Source organism: Oceanicola granulosus HTCC2516 (assembly GCF_000153305.1).
GTDB classification, from domain to species: domain Bacteria; phylum Pseudomonadota; class Alphaproteobacteria; order Rhodobacterales; family Rhodobacteraceae; genus Oceanicola; species Oceanicola granulosus.
The window spans coordinates 136,619-157,627 of sequence record NZ_CH724107.1 but is presented as its reverse complement, the minus strand read 5'-3'; the positions used below and the strand labels follow the sequence as shown (position 1 = coordinate 157,627).

Annotated in this window: 19 protein-coding genes; 14 read left to right on the top strand and 5 right to left on the bottom strand. The window is 70.2% G+C overall.

Annotated elements, in window-relative coordinates:
- The first annotated feature begins 4 nt into the window (after positions 1-4).
- The 9 genes from OG2516_RS00750 to OG2516_RS00710 all read left to right on the top strand — a co-directional run bounded on the left by OG2516_RS00750 (position 5) and on the right by OG2516_RS00710 (position 9,328).
- On the top strand, positions 5-1,129 hold the full coding sequence (locus tag OG2516_RS00750; RefSeq protein WP_007253670.1) for a C4-dicarboxylate TRAP transporter substrate-binding protein: 1,125 nt from the start codon (positions 5-7) through the stop codon (positions 1,127-1,129).
- A 64-nt stretch (positions 1,130-1,193) separates the two neighbouring features.
- Positions 1,194-1,688 carry a TRAP transporter small permease subunit gene (locus OG2516_RS00745; protein WP_007253669.1) on the top strand — a complete coding sequence of 165 codons (495 nt, stop codon included), beginning with the start codon at positions 1,194-1,196 and terminating at the stop codon, positions 1,686-1,688.
- A gap of 31 nt (positions 1,689-1,719) precedes the next feature.
- Positions 1,720-3,027, top strand: coding sequence for a TRAP transporter large permease (locus OG2516_RS00740; protein ID WP_007253668.1), 1,308 nt, complete (start codon positions 1,720-1,722; stop codon positions 3,025-3,027).
- A gap of 37 nt (positions 3,028-3,064) precedes the next feature.
- A complete protein-coding gene (locus OG2516_RS00735; RefSeq protein WP_007253667.1) occupies positions 3,065-3,715 on the top strand; it encodes a TetR/AcrR family transcriptional regulator in 651 nt (216 codons plus the stop codon).
- Between the two features lie 298 nt (positions 3,716-4,013).
- Complete coding sequence (locus OG2516_RS00730; protein WP_007253666.1) at positions 4,014-4,991, top strand: Bug family tripartite tricarboxylate transporter substrate binding protein; 978 nt, start codon at positions 4,014-4,016, stop codon at positions 4,989-4,991.
- A 12-nt stretch (positions 4,992-5,003) separates the two neighbouring features.
- A complete protein-coding gene (locus OG2516_RS00725) occupies positions 5,004-5,546 on the top strand; it encodes a tripartite tricarboxylate transporter TctB family protein (protein ID WP_007253665.1) in 543 nt (180 codons plus the stop codon).
- Positions 5,547-5,583: 37 nt separating this feature from the next.
- A complete protein-coding gene (locus tag OG2516_RS00720) occupies positions 5,584-7,107 on the top strand; it encodes a tripartite tricarboxylate transporter permease (RefSeq protein WP_007253664.1) in 1,524 nt (507 codons plus the stop codon).
- 120 nt (positions 7,108-7,227) lie between these two features.
- Entirely contained in the window at positions 7,228-8,301 is a 1,074-nt protein-coding gene (locus tag OG2516_RS00715) for a tartrate dehydrogenase (protein ID WP_007253663.1), read from the top strand.
- Positions 8,302-8,311: 10 nt separating this feature from the next.
- Complete coding sequence (locus OG2516_RS00710; RefSeq protein WP_007253662.1) at positions 8,312-9,328, top strand: PdxA family dehydrogenase; 1,017 nt, start codon at positions 8,312-8,314, stop codon at positions 9,326-9,328.
- Between the two features lie 11 nt (positions 9,329-9,339).
- Here the strand turns inward: OG2516_RS00710 and OG2516_RS00705 are convergent, their stop codons facing one another.
- From OG2516_RS00705 to OG2516_RS00690, 4 genes are read right to left on the bottom strand one after another with little or no spacing between them, the layout of a single operon-like run.
- Entirely contained in the window at positions 9,340-10,839 is a 1,500-nt protein-coding gene (locus tag OG2516_RS00705) for an MmgE/PrpD family protein (RefSeq protein ID WP_007253661.1), read from the bottom strand.
- Positions 10,836-12,353: a tripartite tricarboxylate transporter permease gene (locus tag OG2516_RS00700; RefSeq protein WP_007253660.1), complete on the bottom strand. Its 1,518-nt coding sequence runs from the start codon at positions 12,351-12,353 to the stop codon at positions 10,836-10,838. Before OG2516_RS00700 ends, OG2516_RS00705 begins: the two co-directional genes overlap by 4 nt.
- A gap of 21 nt (positions 12,354-12,374) precedes the next feature.
- Positions 12,375-12,890 carry a tripartite tricarboxylate transporter TctB family protein gene (locus OG2516_RS00695; protein WP_007253659.1) on the bottom strand — a complete coding sequence of 172 codons (516 nt, stop codon included), beginning with the start codon at positions 12,888-12,890 and terminating at the stop codon, positions 12,375-12,377.
- 30 nt (positions 12,891-12,920) lie between these two features.
- A complete protein-coding gene (locus OG2516_RS00690; protein WP_007253658.1) occupies positions 12,921-13,889 on the bottom strand; it encodes a Bug family tripartite tricarboxylate transporter substrate binding protein in 969 nt (322 codons plus the stop codon).
- A 146-nt stretch (positions 13,890-14,035) separates the two neighbouring features.
- Between OG2516_RS00690 and OG2516_RS00685 the strand changes: the two genes are divergently transcribed.
- Complete coding sequence (locus tag OG2516_RS00685) at positions 14,036-15,415, top strand: MmgE/PrpD family protein (protein ID WP_007253657.1); 1,380 nt, start codon at positions 14,036-14,038, stop codon at positions 15,413-15,415.
- Here the strand turns inward: OG2516_RS00685 and OG2516_RS00680 are convergent.
- On the bottom strand, positions 15,403-16,161 hold the full coding sequence (locus OG2516_RS00680) for an SDR family NAD(P)-dependent oxidoreductase (RefSeq protein WP_007253656.1): 759 nt from the start codon (positions 16,159-16,161) through the stop codon (positions 15,403-15,405). The genes OG2516_RS00685 and OG2516_RS00680 overlap by 13 nt on opposite strands.
- 119 nt (positions 16,162-16,280) lie before the next feature.
- Between OG2516_RS00680 and OG2516_RS00675 the strand changes: the two genes are divergently transcribed.
- The 4 genes from OG2516_RS00675 to OG2516_RS00660 all read left to right on the top strand — a co-directional run bounded on the left by OG2516_RS00675 (position 16,281) and on the right by OG2516_RS00660 (position 21,007).
- Complete coding sequence (locus OG2516_RS00675) at positions 16,281-17,666, top strand: MmgE/PrpD family protein (protein ID WP_007253655.1); 1,386 nt, start codon at positions 16,281-16,283, stop codon at positions 17,664-17,666.
- A gap of 3 nt (positions 17,667-17,669) precedes the next feature.
- The gene (locus tag OG2516_RS00670) at positions 17,670-17,921 is read left to right on the top strand and encodes a hypothetical protein (RefSeq protein ID WP_007253654.1); all 252 of its coding nucleotides are present in this window, start codon (positions 17,670-17,672) and stop codon (positions 17,919-17,921) included.
- The gene (locus OG2516_RS00665; protein ID WP_007253653.1) at positions 17,918-19,474 is read left to right on the top strand and encodes a rhodanese-like domain-containing protein; all 1,557 of its coding nucleotides are present in this window, start codon (positions 17,918-17,920) and stop codon (positions 19,472-19,474) included. The genes OG2516_RS00670 and OG2516_RS00665 overlap by 4 nt, the downstream gene beginning before the upstream one ends.
- Positions 19,475-19,564: 90 nt before the next feature.
- Positions 19,565-21,007, top strand: a complete 1,443-nt coding sequence (locus OG2516_RS00660) for an MmgE/PrpD family protein (RefSeq protein ID WP_007253652.1) — start codon at positions 19,565-19,567, stop codon at positions 21,005-21,007.
- Positions 21,008-21,009: the final 2 nt, after the last annotated feature.

Sequence of the window (21,009 nt, the reverse complement as noted above, 5' to 3'; positions counted from 1 at the left end):
GACCATGAAGAAACTGCTCACCTACACGGCGCTCGCCGGTCTGTTGACGACCGGCGCCGCGAGCGCGCAGACGACCTTCATCGCCAACAGCTTCTACGACGGCGCGGTGCCGATGTCGGGCGAAGGCTACATCCGCTGGGCCGAGCTCGTCGAGGAGCTGTCCGGCGGCGACCTCGATCCGGAGGTCTACACCGGCACCGTCCTGCTCGCCCCGCGCGCCGCGCTCCAGGGGATCCAGGACAACGTCGTGCAGGTGGCCCACCACGCCGCCATCTACACGCCCTCCGACCTGCCGGTCTCGAACGCCGTGCAGGAGCTGGGCTTCGCCTATTCCGACCCGGTGCAGGCGATCTTCGCGGTCACCGACTTCTCGATGAACAACGAGGTGCAGCTGCAGGAGTGGGAGGACAAGGGCCTCGTCTACCTCGGCGCCTACGCCACCCCGGCCTACGTCCTGATGTGCTCGAGCCCGGTGCGCAACCTCGAGGAAATGCGCGGCAAGCGCATCCGCACCGCCGGCTCCGCGGTGTCGGTCTGGGTCGAGGAAGCCGGCGGCATCCCCGTCAACGTGCCCTCCAGCGAGATGTACACCGGCCTCGAGCGCGGCACGCTCGACTGCGCGACGAACGCCGCCAGCGACCTCGTCGACCGCTCGCTGCTCGAGGTGGCCGAGCACACGACGCTGCTGTCGACCGGCATGTACTGGTCGGGTCCGCAATGGGGCTACAACCCCGACTTCTGGGCCGGCCTCACCCCCGAGCAGCGCGAAGTGCTGATGGAAGCCTCGGCGCGGTCGATGGCGCGGATGGTCATCGCCTACAACGATAAGGTCGAGGCCGGCCTCGAGGCCTCGCAGGCCGCCGGCGGCAACGTCTACGAACCCGAGCAGGACCTGGCCGATCACGTCGCCGAGTTTCGCGATCGCACCTCCTCCGCCGCCGCCGAGAAGGCCGGCACCGACTTCGGCGTCGCCGATCCCGAAGCGCTGATCAGCGACTTCGAGGCGACGATGCAGAAGTGGGACGACCTGCTGGCGGACGTCGACACGACCGACGAGGACGCATTGACCGCGCTCGCCATGGAAGAGATCTTCAGCAAGATCGACGCCACCACCTACGGCGTGAACTGAGATCCAGCGCGGGCCTGTCTCCGGACCGGCCCGCGCCCCCACGACCAGCACGCGGAGCCCCGCCATGCAACTCATCCTCGGGATCATCCGCTGGCTCAACATCGGCACCGTCGCCGCGGCCTGCGTCGTGATGCTGCTGATGATGGCGCACATCACCATCGACGTGGGGGTGCGCTACTTCGTCAACGGGCAGATCGTCGGCACCCTTGAGTGGGTCTCGTTCTACTACATGGTGGCGCTGGTGTTCCTCGCGCTGGGCTACGTCGAGTTCCGCAACGAGAACATCCGGGTCGACCTGTTCGCCCAGATGATGCCCGCGCCGGTGCAGCTCGGGCTCTACATCTTCGCCTGCATCCTCGGGCTGGTGTTCTTCGGCATGCTCTTCTGGCAATCGCTCGACGACGCCATCCGCGCCACCGGGCGCGCCGAGGAGGCGATGAGCAACTTCCGTTTCTACATCTGGCCGGCGCGCTGGGCGCTGCCCATCGGATTCGCCGGCGTCCTGCTGGCGGTGATGGCGAACCTGCTGCGGGCGGTCGTGCGGCGGCAGCCGCTGTGACATCGCGCGGCGCGCTCCCGGAGAGGACGACATGAGCAATCTCGAAATCGGCATCGCGGGTGTCGTCCTGGCGCTCGTGCTGATCGCGATCCGGGTTCCGATCGGGCTCGCCCTCGGCCTGGTCTCGATCGGCGGCATCGCGGTCATGTTCAACATGAACGTCGCCTGGGGGATGATCTCGGCGACGCCGTTCGACTATGTCGGCCAGTGGGAGCTGTCGGCGGCGCCGATGTTCCTGCTGATGGGCTTCATCTGCTCCTCCACCGACATGACCCGCGGCCTGTTCCTGGCGCTGCGGCTCTACCTCGCCCGCCTGCCAGGCGGCCTCGCCATCACCTCGGTCGGCGCCTGCGCCTTCTTCGCCGCCGCCTCCGGCTCGTCCGTCGCGACCGCCTCGGCGATGTCGCGCATGGCGGTGCCGGAGATGCTCAACAACGGCTACGACCGGGGCCTCGCCACCGGCACCATCGCCGCGTCGGGCACGCTCGGCTCGCTGATCCCGCCCTCGGTGCTGCTGATCCTCTACGGGGTCTATGCGCAGGTCTCGGTGGGCCAGCTCTTCATGGCGGGCTTCCTGCCGGGGCTGCTGTCGGCGCTGATCTACATGGCGATGATCGTCATCCGCGTGAAGCTGAACCCGTCCCTCGCCGGCGCGGTCGAGATCAACCCGACCCCTGAGGAGCGGCGCGAGGCGTTCCGCGACGTGTGGCCGCTGCCGACGCTGATCCTCGTGGTGCTGGGCGGCATCTTCACCGGGGTGTTCTCGCCGACCGAGGCCGGCGCCCTCGGCGCCTTCGCGGCGCTGGTCATCGCCGTGGTTCGGCGCAAGCTGACGCGCAGCGCGCTGTTCGAGGCGGTGACGCAGGCGGTCGTCTCGACCGCGTCGATCTTCCTCATCCTCATCGGCTCGCTGTTCTTCACCCGCTTCCTCGCGTTGTCGGGTTTCCCGCGCGCCTTCTCCGACGCGATCCTCTCGGTGAGCACCGAGACCTGGTGGATCCTCTTCGCGGTGGCGGTGATCTTCCTGGTGCTGGGAATGCTGATCGACAGCATCGGCCTGCTGCTGCTGACGCTCCCGATCCTCGTGCCGCTCGTGAACGAGGCCCAGATCAACCCGGTCTGGTTCGGCATCATCGTCATCAAGCTGCTGGAGATCGGCCTCATCACGCCGCCGATCGGGCTGAACGTCTACATGATCAACGGAGCGCTCAACAACAGGGTGAGCCTGCCCGAGATCTTCCGGGGGATCACCTGGTTCCTGGCGATGGACCTGCTGACGCTGGTCATCCTGATCGCCTTCCCGATCATCTCGCTGTGGCTGCCGTCGCTTGCCTACTGACCGCCCGTCCCCGGTTCGGCGAGGAGAGGAGGAGCCCGTGACGAACGAGACGACATCCACGAGGCGCGGCGACAGGCCCGCCCAGGCGCGCAGCGCCACCACGCGGCGCAAGCTGGTGCAGGCCGCGCTCGAGGTCATCTACGACGTGGGCTTCAAGTCCGCCTCCACCCCCGAATTCTCCCGCCGCGCCGGCGTGTCGCGCGGCGCGCTGCTGCACCATTTCCCGACCCGCTCCGACATCATCGTGGCGGCGATGGAGGAGCTGCTGCGCGAGAACACCCGCGAGATCCGCCAGCTCGCGGGAGCGGTCGCGGCCCAGGAGATCAGCCTCGGCGAATTCGTCGAGTTCCTCTGGCAGATGTTCTCGGGCCGCTTCTTCTTCCTGTCGCTGGAATTCATCAACGAGGCCCGCACCGACAGCGAGCTGCGCGGCCGCATGAAGCCCGTCGTGCGCGACTTCCACGCCGCGCTCGACGGGATCTGGAGCGAGTTCGAGAAGCAGGCCGAGGGCCAGCCGGCGACGACCCGCGTGGCGCTCAACATGACCGTCTGCCTCGTGCGGGGGATGGGCGTGCAGACCGTGCTCAAGGACGACCCCGCCTATTTCCGCGCCATCCTCGAGGCCTGGAAGGCGATCCTGCCTCAGCTGCTGAACGCCAGCCGGCCGGGCCCGCTCCGCCCGGCCTGACGGCCCGGCGATCAGCCGATCCCGCCGTCCGGGTGCCGGGCCTGCCCCGCGCCGCCGGCGGCAGGTGAAACCCATCGGCGCGGATTCGCCCACCGGGGGCCGCCTGCTGTTCGCCCTCGCTTGCCGAGCCCGCCACCATCGGCCATCCACGTCACGCGGCGAGCGCTTCTGCCTATTGTTGACAGTTTGCGATTCAGTCTCTAGCGTCCGGCCGTGAGGGGGACTCGTCAGCCCCCCTTCGCTGCCTCGCCGAACACGGACGGCGCTGGTGGTGCAAACTAGGGAGGAAACCTAAGACATGACGATTGCAAAGACGTTTATCCCGGGCCTGGCCGCCTTCGCGCTCGCCCCGTTCGCGGCCAGCGCGCAGAACGACTGCTCGCCGGAAGAATGGCCCTGCGACACTGTGGAAGTGGTCTCCCACTCCTCCGCCGGTGGCGGCACGGACACCACCATCCGCATGTGGATGGAAGAGGCGCGTGACCTGATCGACGAGGACATCCGCGTTGTCTACAAGCAGGGCGGCGGTGCCCGCGCGGCGCACGAGTACCTCGTGGATCGCGGCCCCGACGGCCACACCATCTTCGCGCTCACCCAGACCCACCTCTACACGATCGCGCGCGGCAACTCGCCCGTCGAGATCGAGCAGCTGCAGGGCGTCGCCCGCGCGATGGACGACCCGTCCGTCATCGTGGTGCGCGCCGACAGCGACATCGAGAGCTACGACCAGCTGGTCGACTCTTCGCAGGACCAGGCCCTGACCTGGGGCGTGGCGCAGGTCGGCGGCACCGAGCACATCGGCATCTCGCGCTGGGCCGGTGCGGCCGACGCGGAGATCCGCGTCGTGCCCTTCGGCGGTGGTGGCGACATGATCACCTCGCTGCGCTCCGGCGCCGTCGACGCCTCGCTGGCGAACATCTCGGAAGCGCTGCCGCAGATCCAGGAAGGCGACCTGCGCGCCATCGCGGTGCTCTACCCCGAGCGCGTCGGCGACCTGCCGGACGTCCCCTCGACCTACGAGAACGGCCACGACGTCTCCGTGACCACCACGCGCGGCTACTTCGTCCACGGCGACACCGATCCGGCCATCGTCGCGGAGATCGAGGAGATGATCCTCGAGGCGATGTCGAGCGAGCGGTTCGAGGACTACCTGCGCTCCAGCGGTCTCGACCCGGAGAGCAACGTGGCCGGTGCCGAGGAGTGGGACGCCCAGCTCAAGGACGAGTACAACGTCTCGCTCGAGGCCCTGCGCGACCTCGGCATGACCGACCGCTGAACGGACCAAGCCATGAACGAGACATCCCGCAAGGCCGGGATCGGGAACGGGGGGGCCGATGGCTCCCCCAATTTCCGGGTCCACCGGCCCGACATCTGGGTCACCTTCATCGTCCTGAGCATCTGCGCCGCGCTCTACCTGCGCACCTTCTGGTTCGATTCCGTGCCCGACTCGCTGGCACAGAACGTCCAGCCGCCGACCTTTCCCCGCCTCGTGCTGGGCGTGATCGCGGCGATCTCGCTGCTGATCCCGTTCGAGTACCATCGCAAGCTCAAGAGCGGCATCGACCTCGACGAGGAGCGCGCGGAGCCGCTGAAGCCGATCGTCCTGATCACCGCCGGCCTGCTGCTGGCGCTCGTGGCCGCCATGCCCCTGCTGGGCGCCCTGCCGGCGCTGGTCCTCGTGACCGCCGCGCTTCCCCTGCTGTGGGGCGAACGCCGGTGGAAACTGCTGATCCCCTTCATCGTGATCTTCCCGCTCGCCGTGCTCTTCCTGTTCTCGGAAGTGCTGCAGGTGACCTTCCCCCGCGGCCTGTTCGGCGACCTGCTGCGCTGATGCGTGCCCGGAGCCTACCCCGTTATAGGAGACGGACTTGAATATCGACGCCATCATGACAGGCATGGAGCTGATCCTTACGCCGACCAGCCTCGGACTGATCTTCATGTCCGTGCTGCTTGGTGTGGTGATCGGCGCCCTGCCCGGCCTCAGTTCCACCATGGCCGTAGCGCTGCTGCTGCCCTTCACCATCGGCATGGAGCCCGTCGTCGCCATCTCGATGATGGCCGCGCTCTACTGCGCGGGCACCTTCGGCGGCTCGATCACGGCCATCCTCATCAACGCGCCCGGCGCGCCCCCCGCGGTGGCGACGGCGCTCGACGGCTACCCGATGGCGCAGCGCGGCGAAGCCGGCCGCGCGCTCGGCATCGCGGCCATCTCGAGCGTCAGCGGCGGCCTGCTCAGCCTCGTCGCCTTCATCATCGCCGCGCCGCTGCTGGCGAAGGTCGCCCTGAGCTTCCGGCCGCAGGAATACTTCGCCCTGACGCTGTTCGGCCTGTCGATGCTCGCCGCGATCAGCGGCAAGTCGGCGCCGCGCAACCTGATCTCGGGGATGTTCGGCGTGCTGGTCAGCGTCGTCGGCATCCACCTCGTCACCGGGGTCGAGCGGTTCACCTTCGGCACGACGTTCCTCTATGACGGGATCGACTTCGTGCCGGTGCTGATCGGCGTCTTCGCCATCGCCGAGCTGCTCAAGCAGGCGAGCCTGCACACCACCGCGCTCGAGCGGATCCGCGACGTGGCGATCCGGCTGCCGAGCATGGACGACGTCCGCCGCATCTGGAAGACGATCCTGCGCTCGTCCGGCATCGGCACCATCGTCGGCATCCTGCCCGCCGAAGGCACCACCGTCGCCGCGATCATGGGCTACAACGAGGCCAAGCGCTGGTCGAAGACGCCCGAGGAGTTCGGCAAGGGCTCGGTCGAGGGCATCGCCGGCCCGGAGGCCGCCAACAACGCCGGCACCTCCGGCGCGATGGTCCCGACGCTCGCGCTCGGCATCCCCGGCTCGGGCACCACGGCGGTGATCCTGGCGGCACTGATCATGCACGGCTTCCGTCCCGGCCCGTTCCTGATGCGCGAGACGCCCGAGATCCTCTACGCGATCTTCATCGCCATGTTCATCGCCAACTTCGCCTTCCTGTTCGTGGGTCTGGCCGGCGCCAAGGTGTTCTCGATGATCACCCTGATCCCGCGCACCTTCCTGTGGCCGGCGGTGTTCTGCTTCTCGATCGTGGGCGCCTACGCCTACCAGCAGCAGATGTTCGACGTCTGGGTGATGCTGGGCTCGGGGCTCATCGGCTTCGTGGCGATGCGCCACGGGTTCGGGCCCGCGCCCTTCGTGATGGGACTGGTGCTGGGCGGCCTGCTCGAGAAGAACTGGAGCCAGGCGATGATCATCTTCGACAGCGACTGGACGCTGTTCTTCCACAGCTGGATCGCCAACCTGTTCTACGTGCTCACCGCGCTCAGCCTTGCCAGCCCGCTCATCGGCGGCGCCCTGCGCGCCGGCCGGGCGAGGATGGCGCGACGGGCCTCGTCGCTGCCTCCGGGCGACTGAGACGACGACAGGGGCCGCCGCGGCGGCCCCTGCGCTTCGCGGCGAGGGCCGCGCCACCCATCACCAGTATCGCAGGCCCCGCCCCACGCGGCGCGCCCCAGGTTTCGACAAGGAGACGACATGACATCCAACAAGCTCAACATCGCCGTCATCGCCGGCGACGGCATCGGCAAGGAAGTGGTGCCCGAGGGGCTGCGCGTGCTCGAGGCCGCGGCCAAGCGCTATGACCTCTCCTTCGACTTCAAGGAGCACGACTTCGCCTCCTGCGACTACTACGGCCGCACCGGCGAGATGCTGCCCGAGGACTGGAAGACCCGCCTCGAGGGCAGCGACGCGATCTTCTTCGGCGCGGTCGGCTGGCCCGACGTGGTGCCCGATCACGTCTCGCTCTGGGGCTCGCTGCTGAAGTTCCGCCGCGAGTACGACCAGTACGTCAACCTCCGCCCGGTCCGGCTGATGCCCGGCGTGCCCAGCCCGCTGGCCAATCGCGCGCCGGGCGACATCGACTTCTACGTCGTGCGCGAGAACACCGAGGGCGAATATTCCTCCATCGGCGGCAAGATGTACGAGGGCACCGACCGCGAGATCGTCGTGCAGGAGACCGTCATCAGCCGGCACGGCACCGACCGCATCCTGAAGTTCGCCTTCGAGCTGGCCCAGAGCCGCCCGGCCAAGCACCTGACCTCGGCGACGAAGTCCAACGGCATCTCGATCACCATGCCCTACTGGGACGAGCGGGTGGAGGAGATGGCCAAGAACTACGGCGACGTGAAGGTCGACAAGTACCACATCGACATCCTCACCGCGCAGTTCGTGCTCAACCCCGACTGGTTCGACGTGGTCGTGGGCTCCAACCTGTTCGGCGACATCCTGTCCGACCTCGGCCCCGCCTGCACCGGCACCATCGGCGTCGCCCCCTCGGGCAACATCGACCCCACCGGCCGCTTCCCGTCGCTGTTCGAGCCGGTCCACGGCTCGGCGCCCGACATCGCGGGCAAGGGCATCGCCAACCCGGTCGGCCAGATCTGGGCCGGGGCGATGATGCTCGAGCACCTGGGGCACAAGGAGGCCGCCGACGGCATCGTGCAGGCCATCGAGACGGTGCTGAGCGAGCAGAAGCTGCGCACCGGCGACCTCGGCGGGCCGCTGGGCACGGTGGATTGCGGCAAGGCCATCGCCGACGCGCTGAGCTGAGGAGGCGAGCATGCAAGACGACAGACCCGTCATCGCCCTCACACCGGGCGACTGCACCGGGATCGGACCCGAACTCGTCGCGCGCATCGTGCACGACGGGCGCCTGGCCGAGGTGGCGCGGATCGTGCTGGTGGGCGACGCGCGCGTCATCGAGCGCGGCGCCCGCTTCGCCGGGGTGGAGCTGACGCTCGCCCCGGTCGAGAGCCCGGCGAAGGCGACCTTCGACGGCGATGCCGTGCCGATCGTGGACCTCGGCAACATCGACCCCGACGCCCTGCCCCTCGGCGAGCCCGACCCCACGTCGGGCCGCCTCACCGGCGACACGCTCGCGCGCGCCATCGAGTTCGCCAGGGCGGGCAAGGTGGACGCCATCAGCTTCGCCCCGCTCAACAAGCGGGCGATGTTCCTGGGTGGCTGGGAGTTTCCCGACGAGCACAAGATGTTCGCCCACCTGCTGGCGCACGAGGGGCCGTTCTCGGAGATGAACGTGCTCGAGGGCCAGTGGATGACCCGCGTGACCAGCCACGTCTCGCTGCGCGAGGCGGTGGATCAGATCACCGGGCCCAACATCTGCCGGGCGCTGCAGCTGGCGCACGACACGATGCGCAAGGCGGGGATCGAGACGCCGCGCATCGCCGTCGCCGCGCTCAACCCGCACAACGGAGAGGGCGGGCTGTTCGGCCGCGAGGAGATCGAGATCATCCGCCCCGCGGTCGAGGAGATGGCGGCCAAGGGCATCGACTGCACCGGCCCCTTCCCCTCGGACACGGTCTATCTCAAGGCGTTCGCGGGCGAGTTCGACAGCGTGCTGGCGATGTATCACGACCAGGGACAGATCGCGACGAAGCTGCGTGGCTTCAACAAGGGCGTCACGGTCACGGCCGGGCTCGAGACGATCTTCACCACCCCCGCCCACGGCACCGCCTACGACATCGTCGGTCAGGGCAAGGCCGACACCGGGGCATCGGAGACCGCGCTCCGCCTCGCCGCGACGCTCGTCCGGCAGAAGGCGCGCGCGGCGGCCTGACGGCGCGAGGGTCAGAACAGGCCCGGCGATGCCTCCCTGAGGATGCCGGGCCTGGCTTGCAGCGAGAGCTGCGTCAGGTCGTCCAGCCCGCCGGCCATCATCCGCTCCACGGCACCGAGGAAACGGGCGCATTCCACCCCGTCCACCGCCGGCCCGGCGAGATCGAGGAACTTGGCCCGGTATTCAGCCGGCCCGAACGGGCGCGCGCCGCGCGGGTGGGCGTTGGCGACGCGGAGCTCTTCCTCGTAGGTCGAGCCGTCGGCGTAGGTGACCACGACCCGCCCGCCATGCGCCTTGTCGAGCGGCGCGGGATCGGTGAAGGCGCGGGTCCAGGCGTCGTCGGCCTCGGTCCGCACCTTGCGCCAGAGCGCCACCGTGTCGGGCCGGGCGACGCGGTCGGGGGCGTAGCTGTTGTCGTGGTCCCAGACGCCGTCCTGCAGCGCGACGGTGAAGATGAACATCGCGGAATGGTCGAGCGTCTCGCGGCTCGCATGCGGATCCCATTTCTCGGGATCGCCCGCGCCCGACCCCATGACGAGGTGGGTCAGCTCCTTGGTACGGATGACGATGTCGCGGATGTCGTCCTCGGGGCCGATCCGGTCGCGCATCTTGTAGGCGAGGTCGATCAGGGCCTGCCCGTGGTAGCCGGCCGAGTGTTCCTTGGGATAGGTCTCGAGGATCGCGCGCTTCGGCTCGCCCGGCTCGGGTAGCGGCACCTGCACCTCCGCCTCGGGTCCGCCGAGCAGGATGGCGAGGATGCCGTAATCGCCCTCGTAGACCGGGGCCGGGCTGCTCTCGCCGCGCATCGCCCGGTCGACGGCGAGCATGGCGATCTGGCCGACATGGCCGGGGGCGTTGGCCTTGTAGGACGAGATCCGGTTCTTGCGGGTCTGCCGGGTGGAGACCGCGAGCTGCGCCGCGAGGTTCACCGCCTGGTAGATCACCGGTACGGGCAGCGACAGCATCGTCCCGATCCCCGCCGCCACCGCCGGGCCGAGATGGGCGACGTGGTCGATGCGGTAGCGGTTGAGGGCGATGCCCTTCACCAGGTCGACCTGGATCTCGTAGGCGGTGACGATCCCGCGCAGCAGCGCCATGCCATCCAGCCCCCGCCCCTGCGCGACGGCGGCGAGCGGGCCGATCACGTCGCCGGGGTGGCTGGAGTCGGCGGCGAAGAAGCTGTCGTTGAAGTCGAGCTCGCGGATCGCCGTGGCGTTGGCGTAGCCGGCCCGGTAGGGATCGAACAGCGCGTCGCCGCAGCCGATGACCGTCGCGCCGCGCGGCCGGAGCCCGGTATCGAGCGCCGCGCCGCGCGCGGAGATCACCGAGGGCCGGTTGAGCGCGGCGGCCGCGACGGCCCAGTCGTCGACGATGCGCATCGCCGCCATCTCTAGCGCCGCGGGATCGTCGGGCGCGCCGTCGGCGGCGACCTCGGCGATCTTCCAGGCGAGTTCGTCCTCGCGCGGGCGGCGCTCCTGCGGCTTCAGCGGGCGGACCGCGTGCAGCCTCACGCCTCCGGTTCCTGCAGTTCCATCGCCGCCGCGCGCTTGCGCCGGGCGTCGCGCAGGTCGCGCAGCGTCGAGCCGATGACGAACAGCGCCGCGACGATCAGCAGGCCCAGCGAGATCGGGTCCTCGATGAACACCCGGTGCTCGCCGCCCGTCAGCAGCAGCGAGCGGCGGTAGTTCGACTCGATGAGGTAGCCGAGCACGAGGCCGAGCACGAGCGGCAGGAACGGGAAGCCGAGCAGCCGCATCACGTAGCCCACCGCCCCCGCGATGAGCACGATGTAGAGGTCGAACAGCGTGTTATCGATGGAGTAGATGCCCGAGAAGATCAGCGCGTAGATCGCCGCCATCAGGTAGGGCTTGGGCCGGTTCACGAGCCAGATCGCGGGGCTCAGGATCAGCAGGCCGACGAAGAACAGCGACAGGTTGGCCACGAACAGGCCGCCGAACAGGCCGTAGATGAAGTCGGGGTGCTGCTCGAACAGCATCGGCCCCGGCTGCAGCCCGTGGATCAAGAGGCCCCCCAGCAGGATCGCGGTGGAGTTCGAGCCGGGGATGCCGAAGGACAGCATCGGCACCAGCGCGGTGCCCGCGACGGTGTTGTTGGCGCTCTCGGGCGCGGCGATCGCCTCGGGCGAGCCCTTGCCGAATTCCTCGGGGTTCTTGGACCAGCGGCGGGCCTCGTTGTAGGCCATGAAGGCCGCGATGGAGCCGCCCGCGCCGGGCATGCAGCCCTCGAACAGGCCGATGCCGGAGCCGATGGCCTGCGGCTTGCGCAGGCGCTTCAGGGTCATCCAGCTCGGCAGGCGGATGCGCATCTGGCGGCTGTCGCTCGAGCGGCGATATTCCTTCTTGCCCGATTGCACGAGCAGTTCGGAGACGGCGAAGACGCCGACCATCACGAGGATGAAGGGGATGCCGCCCAGCAGGTTCGGCGCGCCGTAGGTGAAGCGGTTGACGCCGGAGATCGGGTCGGTGCCGACGGTGGCGATCATCAGGCCGATGATCCCCGCCATCAGCCCCTTGATCAGCGAGCCCGACGACAGCGACGCGATGACGCTGAGCCCGAGCACGCCGAGCGCGAAATAGGCCGGCGGCGTGAAGGCGAGCGCGACCGTGGCGAGCGGCTTGGTCAGCAGCACGAGGAAGAACAGGCCGATCATGCCGCCGATCACGCCCGAGACCAGCGAGATGCCGAGCGCTTCGCCGCCCCGGCCCTGCTTCTGCATCTCGTAGCCGTCGATGGCGGTGGCGGCGGCGGCGTTGGTGCCGGGGGTGCGGATCAGGATCGCCGGGATCGAACCGCCGTATTCGGCGCCGACGTAGGTGGCGGCCAACAGCACGATCGCGGGGATCGGGTCCATCGTGTAGGTGAAGGGCAGCAGCAGGGCCATGGCGATCGAGGGCGAGATGCCCGGCAGCGCGCCGCCGAGGATGCCCCAGATCACCCCGCCCACGGCCGCGAAGGCCGCCGGAGTCGTCGTCAGGGCCGACCAGGCGTGAGAGAAAGGTTCCATCTTTTCGACTTTCGAACTGGATCAGCCGGCGAGGCCGGGGACGACTCTGCCGAGCAGACCGGCAGGCAGCGGGATGTCGAGGAACTCGACGAACAGCAGGTGGAAGGCGATGCCGCCTCCGACCGCGACGAGCACGGTGCGCAGGCCCAGGGGTGCGCCGATATAGATCGAGACGAGCAGGATCAGTCCCATCACGGAGATCGCGTAGCCCAGCGTCGCCACCACGAGCAGGTAGCCGACGCCGATGCCCAGCATGCCGATGGCGCGCAGGTGCGGCTTCATCCGCTCGCGGACGGGCGGTGTCTCGTCCAGCACCGCGGGGGCCGGAGCGACGGCGAGCGCCGCTCCGATCAGGCTTCTCGCGATCAGCAGGATCGCCAGCGCGCCGAGCGCGTAGGCCAGCATCTTCGGCAGGCCCGCCGCGCCGACCGGGTCGTCCAGCGGGCTGACGCGGATCTTGCCCGCCTCCAGCCAGAAGCCCACGGCGACGATCAGCATGACGAGGCCGATCCAGATGTCCTTGTCCAGACGCTTCATGGCGCTGACGCTCCTCCTGCCGGTCCCGGCCTACTCGATGATGCCGTATTCGACGAAGAACGCCTGCTGATCCGCGGCGAAGTCCTCCAGAAAGGCATCGTATTCCTCGTGCGGCATGAAGGCCGGCACCAGCGCCTGTGCGCTGTACCACTCCTTGAACGCCTCGTCCTCGAGCACCTCCTGCAGCGCGGTCTCCCAGGCCTCGAAGATCTCGTCGGGCAGACCGGCGGGGCCGGCGATGCCGCGGAACTTGTTCACGACGAGGTCGATCCCCTGCTCCTGCGCCGTCGGCACGTCGGGGAAGCCCTCGAGGCGCTCGGCGGTGTAGGTGGTGATCAGCCGCACCTCGCCCGCTTCGAGCTGCGCGTCGAGCTCCTGGATCTCGCCGATGCCGAGCGCCGCGGTGCCGTTGAGCACCGAGATCAGCAGCTCGCCGCCGCCGTCGTGGGTGATGACGGGCGAGGTGACGCCGGTCAGCGCCTTGAACTTCTCCATGACCTGCCGGTCGAGGGAGCCGGGCGTGGTCACGCCGAAGACCACCGAGCCGGGATCCGCGGTCGCCGCTTCGACGACCTGCGTCAGGTTCTCGTAGGGGCTCTCGGCGCGGACGTAGACGACCTGCGGGTCGAGGAAGACGTTGGCGACGCCGGCGAGGTCCTCGTAGGTGTATTCGGGGTTCGACAGCAGCGACGTGTTGATGAAGGTCGGCGTGGTTCCGTAGAACTTCGAGCCGTCGGCCGGGGACTGGGCCAGTTCGGCCATGGCCTTGGCGCCCGAGCCGCCGCGGACGTTCTCGACGACGAAGTCGGCCCCGAGATACTCGCCCAGGTACTTGGTCATCTCGCGCAGGAACACGTCGGTGCCGCCGCCGGCGCGCGAGTGGGTGATGAGCGTGACGGTGTCGTGCGGATAGTCCTGAGCCAGCGCGGGCGCGGCAGCTCCCACGGTCATGAGGCCGAGCGCGACCCCCCCTGTGAGCTTGCACAGATAGCTGTTCATGGTTCTTCTCCTCCCTATTCGAGCGGCGGAGCCTCCTGCTCCGTCCGCACGCCGGAAGACTGCGGCAGGCCCCGCGCTCTTGTCAACTGCCGACAATTTGCATCTTATCCGGCCGAGCCGAGACGGACGGTGGAGGGAGTGCAGGCATGGCGGACGACGTCACCAGACAGGTCGCGGCCCATATCGCCGCCGCGGCGAGAAGGCCGCTTCCGCAGGAGGTGATGGAGAAGACCCGGCTGCATCTGCTCGATACGCTGGCGGCGATGATCAGCGGCGGCGGGCTGCGGGCGGGTCTGCGCGCGCGCGCCTACGTGGAGGCCTACGCACGCCCGGACGGGGTCAGCCTCCCCGGCACGCCGCTGCGCCTGCCGCCGGTCGAAGCGGCCTTCGCCGGGGCGATGGCCGCCCATGCCGACGAAACCGACGACTCGCACCTCGGCGGGCGCTTCCATCCCGGCTGCGCCATCGTGCCCGCCGCCCTCGCCGTCGCCGAGCACCGCCGCGCCACCGGCGCCGAACTGCTGCGCGCCATCGCCGCCGGCTACGATATCGGCGCGCGCGCGACGCTGGCGCTCGGCTACACGAGCCCGCGCAGCGGCACCCATTCCACCCATTGCCTCGGCGCCAATTTCGGCGCCGCCGCCGCGGCCGGAGCGCTGGCGGGGCTCGACGCGCGGCAGGCCGAGCACCTGCTCTCCTACGCCACGCAGCAGGCGTCCGGCATCGCCTACTGGCAGCGCGACGCGGAGCACGTGGAGAAGGCCTTCGACTTCGGCGGGATGGGCGCGCGCAACGGCACCTTCGCCGCCCTCTTCGTCGCCTCGGGCGCGAGCGGCTGCGACGGCGCGCTCACCGGCACGCACTCCTACATCTCCGCCTTCGCCCAGAACGCCGCGCCCGGACTGCTGGCCGAGGGGCTGGGCGCGCGCCACGAGATCATGGCGGCGTCGATCAAGAAGTGGTGCGTCGGCTCACCGATCCAGGCGGCGCTCGACGCGGTGACGGCGCTGATCGCGGAGCATGGCCTGCGCGCCCACGACGTCGCCGCGCTGCGCGCGATCATGCCCGACGACCGGCTGCCGATCGTGGACGGCCGCGACATGCCCGACGTCTGCCTGCAGCACCTGCTGGCCATCGCGTTGATCGACGGCGGCGTCACCTTCGCGAGCAGCCACGAGGCGGCGCGGATGCAGGACCCGGAGGTCCGCGCGCTGCGGGCCCGGATGGAGGCCATCCCCAGCCCGGACCTCACCCGCGCCACCCCGGCGCGGCAGGCGATCATCGAGATCGATTGCACCGACGGGCGCCGCCTGCGCCATCACGCCAAGGCGGTGTACGGTACGCCGGAGAACCCGATGTCGGCGAGGGACGTGGAGGCGAAGGCGCGCGACCTGGTCGCGCCGGTGCTCGGGGATGCGGGCGCCGCGCGGATGCTGGAGGCCCTGCGCGACGTGGCGGCGCTTGACGATTGCCGCGAGCTGGCCGCCGTGCTGACCCCGGCGGCCGGCGAAGGTCACGGCATGTAGAGGCCGCCCGACACGTGGACCGTCTGGCCGGTCATGAAGCGTGCCTGCGGCAGGCAGAGCGACACCACCATCGCCGCCGCCTCCTCGACGTCGCCCTCGCGCCCCAGCGGGATGTCGGCCGAGATCGGCGATGCGCCCGACGTCGCCGAGCGCGCGCCGCCGATCTTGCCCGGAACGAGGCAGTTCGCGTTGATGCCCCTGTCGGCGAACTCGACGGCGATCGCCTTGGTCAGCCCCACCAGCCCCGCCTTGGCGGCGCAGACATGCGCGCGCTCGCGCGCCCCGGTATGGCCGGTCAGGCCGCCGATGTTCACGATCGTGCCGCCGCCGGTCTCGATCATCGCCGGCAGAAGCTCGCGCGCCATCAGGAACGCGCCGTCGAGGATCACGCCTTGGATCTCGCGCCAGTCCGCGAACGACATCTCGAGCAGGGAGACCTGCCGCCGGATCGCGGCGTTGTTCACCAGCACGTCGACGCGCCCGAAGGCGTCGCGCACCTCCGCGCCCATGCGCCGCGCCTCCGCCTCGTCGGAGACGTCGCCCATCACCACCTTCGCGCGCTGCCCCAGCCCCTCGATCTCGCGGGCGACCGCCTCGATCTCGTCGCGGGCGGAGCGCGCGGTCACGACGACGTCGGCGCCGCACCGCGCGAGGCCGAGCGCCGTGGCACGGCCGATGCGGCGCGAGGCGCCGGTCACGACGGCGACCTTGCCGTCCAGCGATTGCAGCGAAGCGGGGGCGGTCATGGCGTCTCTCCGGGTATTGATGCGCCCAGGGATATGCCACCCGGCACACGGATCGTCAAATGTTGACAATTCGCGACCCCGGTGAAACCGTCCCCCGCAAGCGGGATGAGGAGCGCGCCATGAACCACCAGTCCGACACCACCGTTTCCGACCGGCTCGCCGAGTGGATCGCCGGCCTGTCGCCCGACGCCATCCCCGAGGAGGCGCGCATCGCCGCCGAGGACACGGTACTCGACACGGTCGCGCTCACCATCGCCGCGCTCGAGATGGATTACGGCCGCGCCGCGCGCGAGGCGTTCGCCACGCCCGGGACCTGCACCGTCTGGGGCCTGGAGGAAGGCCGCGAGAGCGCCGCCGCCGCGCTCATCAACGGCACCTGCGGGCATGGCGAGGATTACGACAACACCTTCGAGGGCTGCCCGATGCATGCCGGCGTGGTCATCGTGCCGGCGCTCTTCGCCGCGGGCGAAGCGCTGGGGCTGGCGAGGCGCGACGTCGGCAAGGGGATCGTCGTCGGCAGCGAGGTCTGCAACCGCCTCGGCCTCGTCGCGGGCAAGGCCACCCACAAGGCCGGCTTCCACCCCACCGCCATCATGGGCACCATGGGTGCCGCCGCCGGCATCGCCGCGGCCATGAACCAGACGCCGCAGCAAATCCGCGACTCGCTCGGCGTGGCCGCCTCGATGGCGGCGGGGATCATCGAGTACCTTGCGGACGGGAGCTGGACCAAGCGGATGCACGCCGGCTGGGCGGCGCAATCGGGCCTGAAGGCCGCGCAGATGGGCGCGGCGGGCTTTCGCGGACCGCGCTCCGTCTTCGAGGGGGTGCACGGGCTCTACGCGGCCTTCGCCCCGTCGATCGAGCCCGATTTCGCCCCCCTGCTCGGCGACCTCGGCAGCCGCTGGGAGGCCGCGCGCATCGCGTTCAAGCCCTATGCCTGCGGGACCATGACCCAGCCTTTCATCGACTGCGCCATCCGCCTGAAGGCGCGCGGCGTCAGGCCCGAGCAGATCGAGCGGATGACCTGCGAGGTCGGCGAGGGCACCGTCCACAGGCTGTGGGAGCCGCTCGCGCTCAAGCAGAGCCCGCCGACCGCCTACGCGGCCAAGTTCTCCTCCCCCTACACGATCGCCGCCGGGCTGATCCACGGCGGCGCGGGGCTCGCCGAGTTCACCGAGGAGGCGGTGCAGGACCCGGAGGCACGCGCGCTGGCGGCGAAGGTGTCGTACGTCATCAACCCCGATGACGAGTACCCGAAGAACTACACCGGTCACATCCGCGCCGAGCTCAAGGACGGCACGGTCGTCGAAGAGCGCCAGCCGCAGCTGCGCGGCGGCGTGCGCGAACCGCTGAGCCGGGACGAGTTGCGGTCCAAGGCGGCGGCCAACCTCGCCTTCTCGGGCCGGCGGGGCGAGGCGTCGGGGGAGCTGGCCGCGTTCGCCGCCGGCATCTTCGCGTCCGGCGAGCGCTTCGACGCCAGCCCCCTCGCCCGCCTCGGCCGCTGAGAGGTGGAGCTGCTGCCGTCGTTCGGGCCGGCCGCGGTGCCGGCGACGGACGCGGCGGTCGCCGTGCTCGTCAACCTCGGCGCGCTGTCCGAGCAGATGTTCCTGCTGGCCACCGGGATGGGCCTGTGCGCCCTGCCCGGCACCTGGGCCGGAGCCTGGCTGGTGCGGCGCACGCCGCTGCGCGTCCACACCGTGCTGATCGAGGCGCTGATCGCCTGCGGCGGCGCGATCCTGATCTGGGGAGCCGTGACGTGATCCGACATCTGGCACCGAAAGAGGCCCGCGACTGGCTCGCCCGGCCGGGCGAGCGGGCGTTTCTCGACCTGCGCGAGGCCGGGCCGTTCTCGATGGGGCACCCGCTGTTCGCGACGCCCTGCGCCTTCACCACCCTCGAGCTGCGGATCGGCGAGCTGGCGCCCCGACTCTCGGTGCCGATCCTGCTGATCGACGCCGGCGACGGAGTTTCCGAACGTGCCGCGGCGGCGCTGGCGCGTGCCGGCTACGACGACCTGACCATCGTCGCCGGCGGCACCCCGGCGTGGCGTGCGGCGGGGCTCACGCTGTTCGAGGGCGTCAACGTGCCGTCGAAGGTGCTCGGCGAGCTGGTCGAGGCCCGACTGCACCCGCCGACGATCACCGCCGAAAAGCTCGCCGCATGGCGCGCCGAGGGGCGCGAGGTGCGGGTGTTCGACTGCCGGCCCGCCGACGAGTTCGCCAGGATGACCATCCCCGGCGCGACGTGGCTGCCGAACGCAGAGCTGCCGCATCGGCTGGCGGCGCTCGAGCTCGACGGGCCGATCGTGCTGACCTGCGCGGGCCGCACGCGCGGGCTGCTCGGCACCGCGGCGCTGCGGCGGGTCGCGCCCGGGGTCGAGGTCCTCGCGCTCGAGAACGGGACGCAGGGCTGGGCGCTGGCCGGCCACCCGCTCGAGCGCGGGCGCGCACCGAACAAGCTGCCGACGCTGGACGAGGACCAGAGGCAGGTCAGCCGCGCGCGCGCCGATGCGCTGCTGGGCGAGGCCTGCATCCCCCTCGCCACGGCCGGCGACGTCGCGCGCCTCGTTGCGCAGGAGACGCGCAGCACCTTCCTCTTCGATCTGCGCAGCGTCGGCGAGGCCGGGGCCGATCCCCTGCCCGGCTTCCGCGTGGTTCCGGCGGTGCAGCTGGCGCAGGCGACCGACGCCTATTGCGCCGTCCGCTCCGCGCGGCTGGTGCTGGCCGACGACACCGGCCTGCGCGGCGCGATCACGGCCCTCTGGCTCCGGGCGCTGGGCTACGAGGTGCATGTCGCGCGGGTCGACGACGCGCTGCGCGACCTCGCGGTGCCGCCGGCGCCGGTGCCGGAGCTCGCGACGACGGCGACGACGATGACGGCTGCCGGGGCGCTGCTCGCGGCGCAGGGGGGCCGCGGGAGGCTGGTCGACCTGCGCAGCTCCGCAGCCTTCCGCGAGGGGCATGTGGCCGGCGCGATCTGGTCCTGCCGGGCAGCGCTTCCCGCGCTCGAGCGGGCGGGGACATCCCTGATGCTGGTGGACGGCGGAGACGGGCGCGCGGCGAATGCCGCGCGCGATCTCGGCGGCGCGGTCGCGGTGGCCGGCGGGATGGCCGCGCTGCGCGATGCGGGGGCGGCGGTGGAGACCGGGGGCCTGCCGAGGCTGCGCGACCGCGAGGATGTGACGTGGTTCGCGCATGGCCGGCACGACGGCGACATGGAGGCCTCGCGCACCTACCTCCGCTGGGAAACCGGCCTGCTCGCGCGCCTCTCGGAAGACGAGCATGCGGCCTTTGACCTCTCTGCCATCAGCTAACTGTTGACAGTTTACACCTTGGCGCATTAGCTAGCGCTGACCCGGCCAGGCCCGAGAGGGCAGCGCCGCATGTATGAGGAAAGGACCAGTATGAACAAGATCGTCGACAACGACAGCAGCGCGGAAGAGTGGCACGCGGTGGGCGATGGCCTGACCGCCGAAGTCGCGGATTTCGTGCTCGGCACCAGCATCTCCGACCTGCCCGGCGTGGTGGTGGAGAACGGCAAGAAGTCGATCCTCGACGGTCTCGGCCTCGCGCTCTCCGGCTCGGTCGCCGCTTCGGGCGACAAGGTGCGCCGGCACCTGCAATCCCTCAACCTCGGCGCCGGTGGTGCCACGGTCATCGGCTCGTCCATGAAGGTCGCGCCGCGCTTCGCCGCGTTCGCCAACGGCGTCGGCATCCACGCCGACGACTATGACGACACGCAGCTCGCCGTCGCGCCCGACCGGGTCTACGGCCTGCTCACGCACCCGACGGCCCCTGCCCTGCCCGCCGCGCTCGCGGCCGGCGAATCCCGCGGCGCCTCGGGCGCGGACGTGATGCTCGCCTACCACCTGGGCGTGGAGGTCGAGTGCAAGATCGCCGAGGCGATTAACCCGCGCCACTACCAGACCGGTTTCCACGCCACCGCCACCTGCGGCACCTTCGCCGCCGCCAGCGCCGCCGGGCGTCTCTCCGGGCTCGACAAGGAGACGCTGCTGCGCGCCCTCTCCGTCGCCGGCAGCCAGTCCGCCGGCCTGCGCGAGAACTTCGGCACGATGACCAAGCCTTTCCATGCGGGCCGCTCGTCGGAATCCGGCGTGGTCGCCGTCGAGATGGCCGATCTCGGCTGGTCCGCCAGCCCCAACATCCTCGAGGCGATGCGCGGCTTCTTCCGCGCCGCGGGCGGCGGCTACGACGGCGGCGCGATCCGCGGCAAGCTCGGCGCGCCCTGGACCTTCGACGAGCCGGGCGTCTCGATCAAGCCGCACCCGTCGGGCTCGCTCACCCACCCCGGCATGACCGAGATGCTGCGCCTCATCGCCGAGAACGACATCAAGGCCGACCAGGTCGAGCATGTCCGCGTCGGCACCAACTCGAACATGCCCAACGCGCTGATCCACCATCGCCCCACCAACGAGCTTCAGGCGAAGTTCTCGATGGAGTTCTGCATGGCGATCCTGCTGATCGAAGGGCGCGGCGGGCTCAACGAGTTCACCGACGAGGTCGTCAACCGGCCCGACGTGCAGGCGATGATCGAGAAGGTCGACTTCGTCGTGGACGACCGCGCCGAGGCCGCGGGCTACCACAAGATGACGACCTACATCGACATCAAGCTCAAGGACGGCCGCACGATCTCGGGCATGGCCGACTTCGGCAAGGGCAGCCCCGCCCACCCGATGAGCTACGACGAGGTGGCCGGCAAGTTCCACGAATGCGCCGAGTTCGCCGGCTGGGACCGCAGCCGCGCCGAGCGCGTCGTCGAGATCGTGGCCGGCTTCGAGAAGCAGTCCTCGCTTGACGAGCTGATGGCTGCGCTGCGGCTGGACTGACC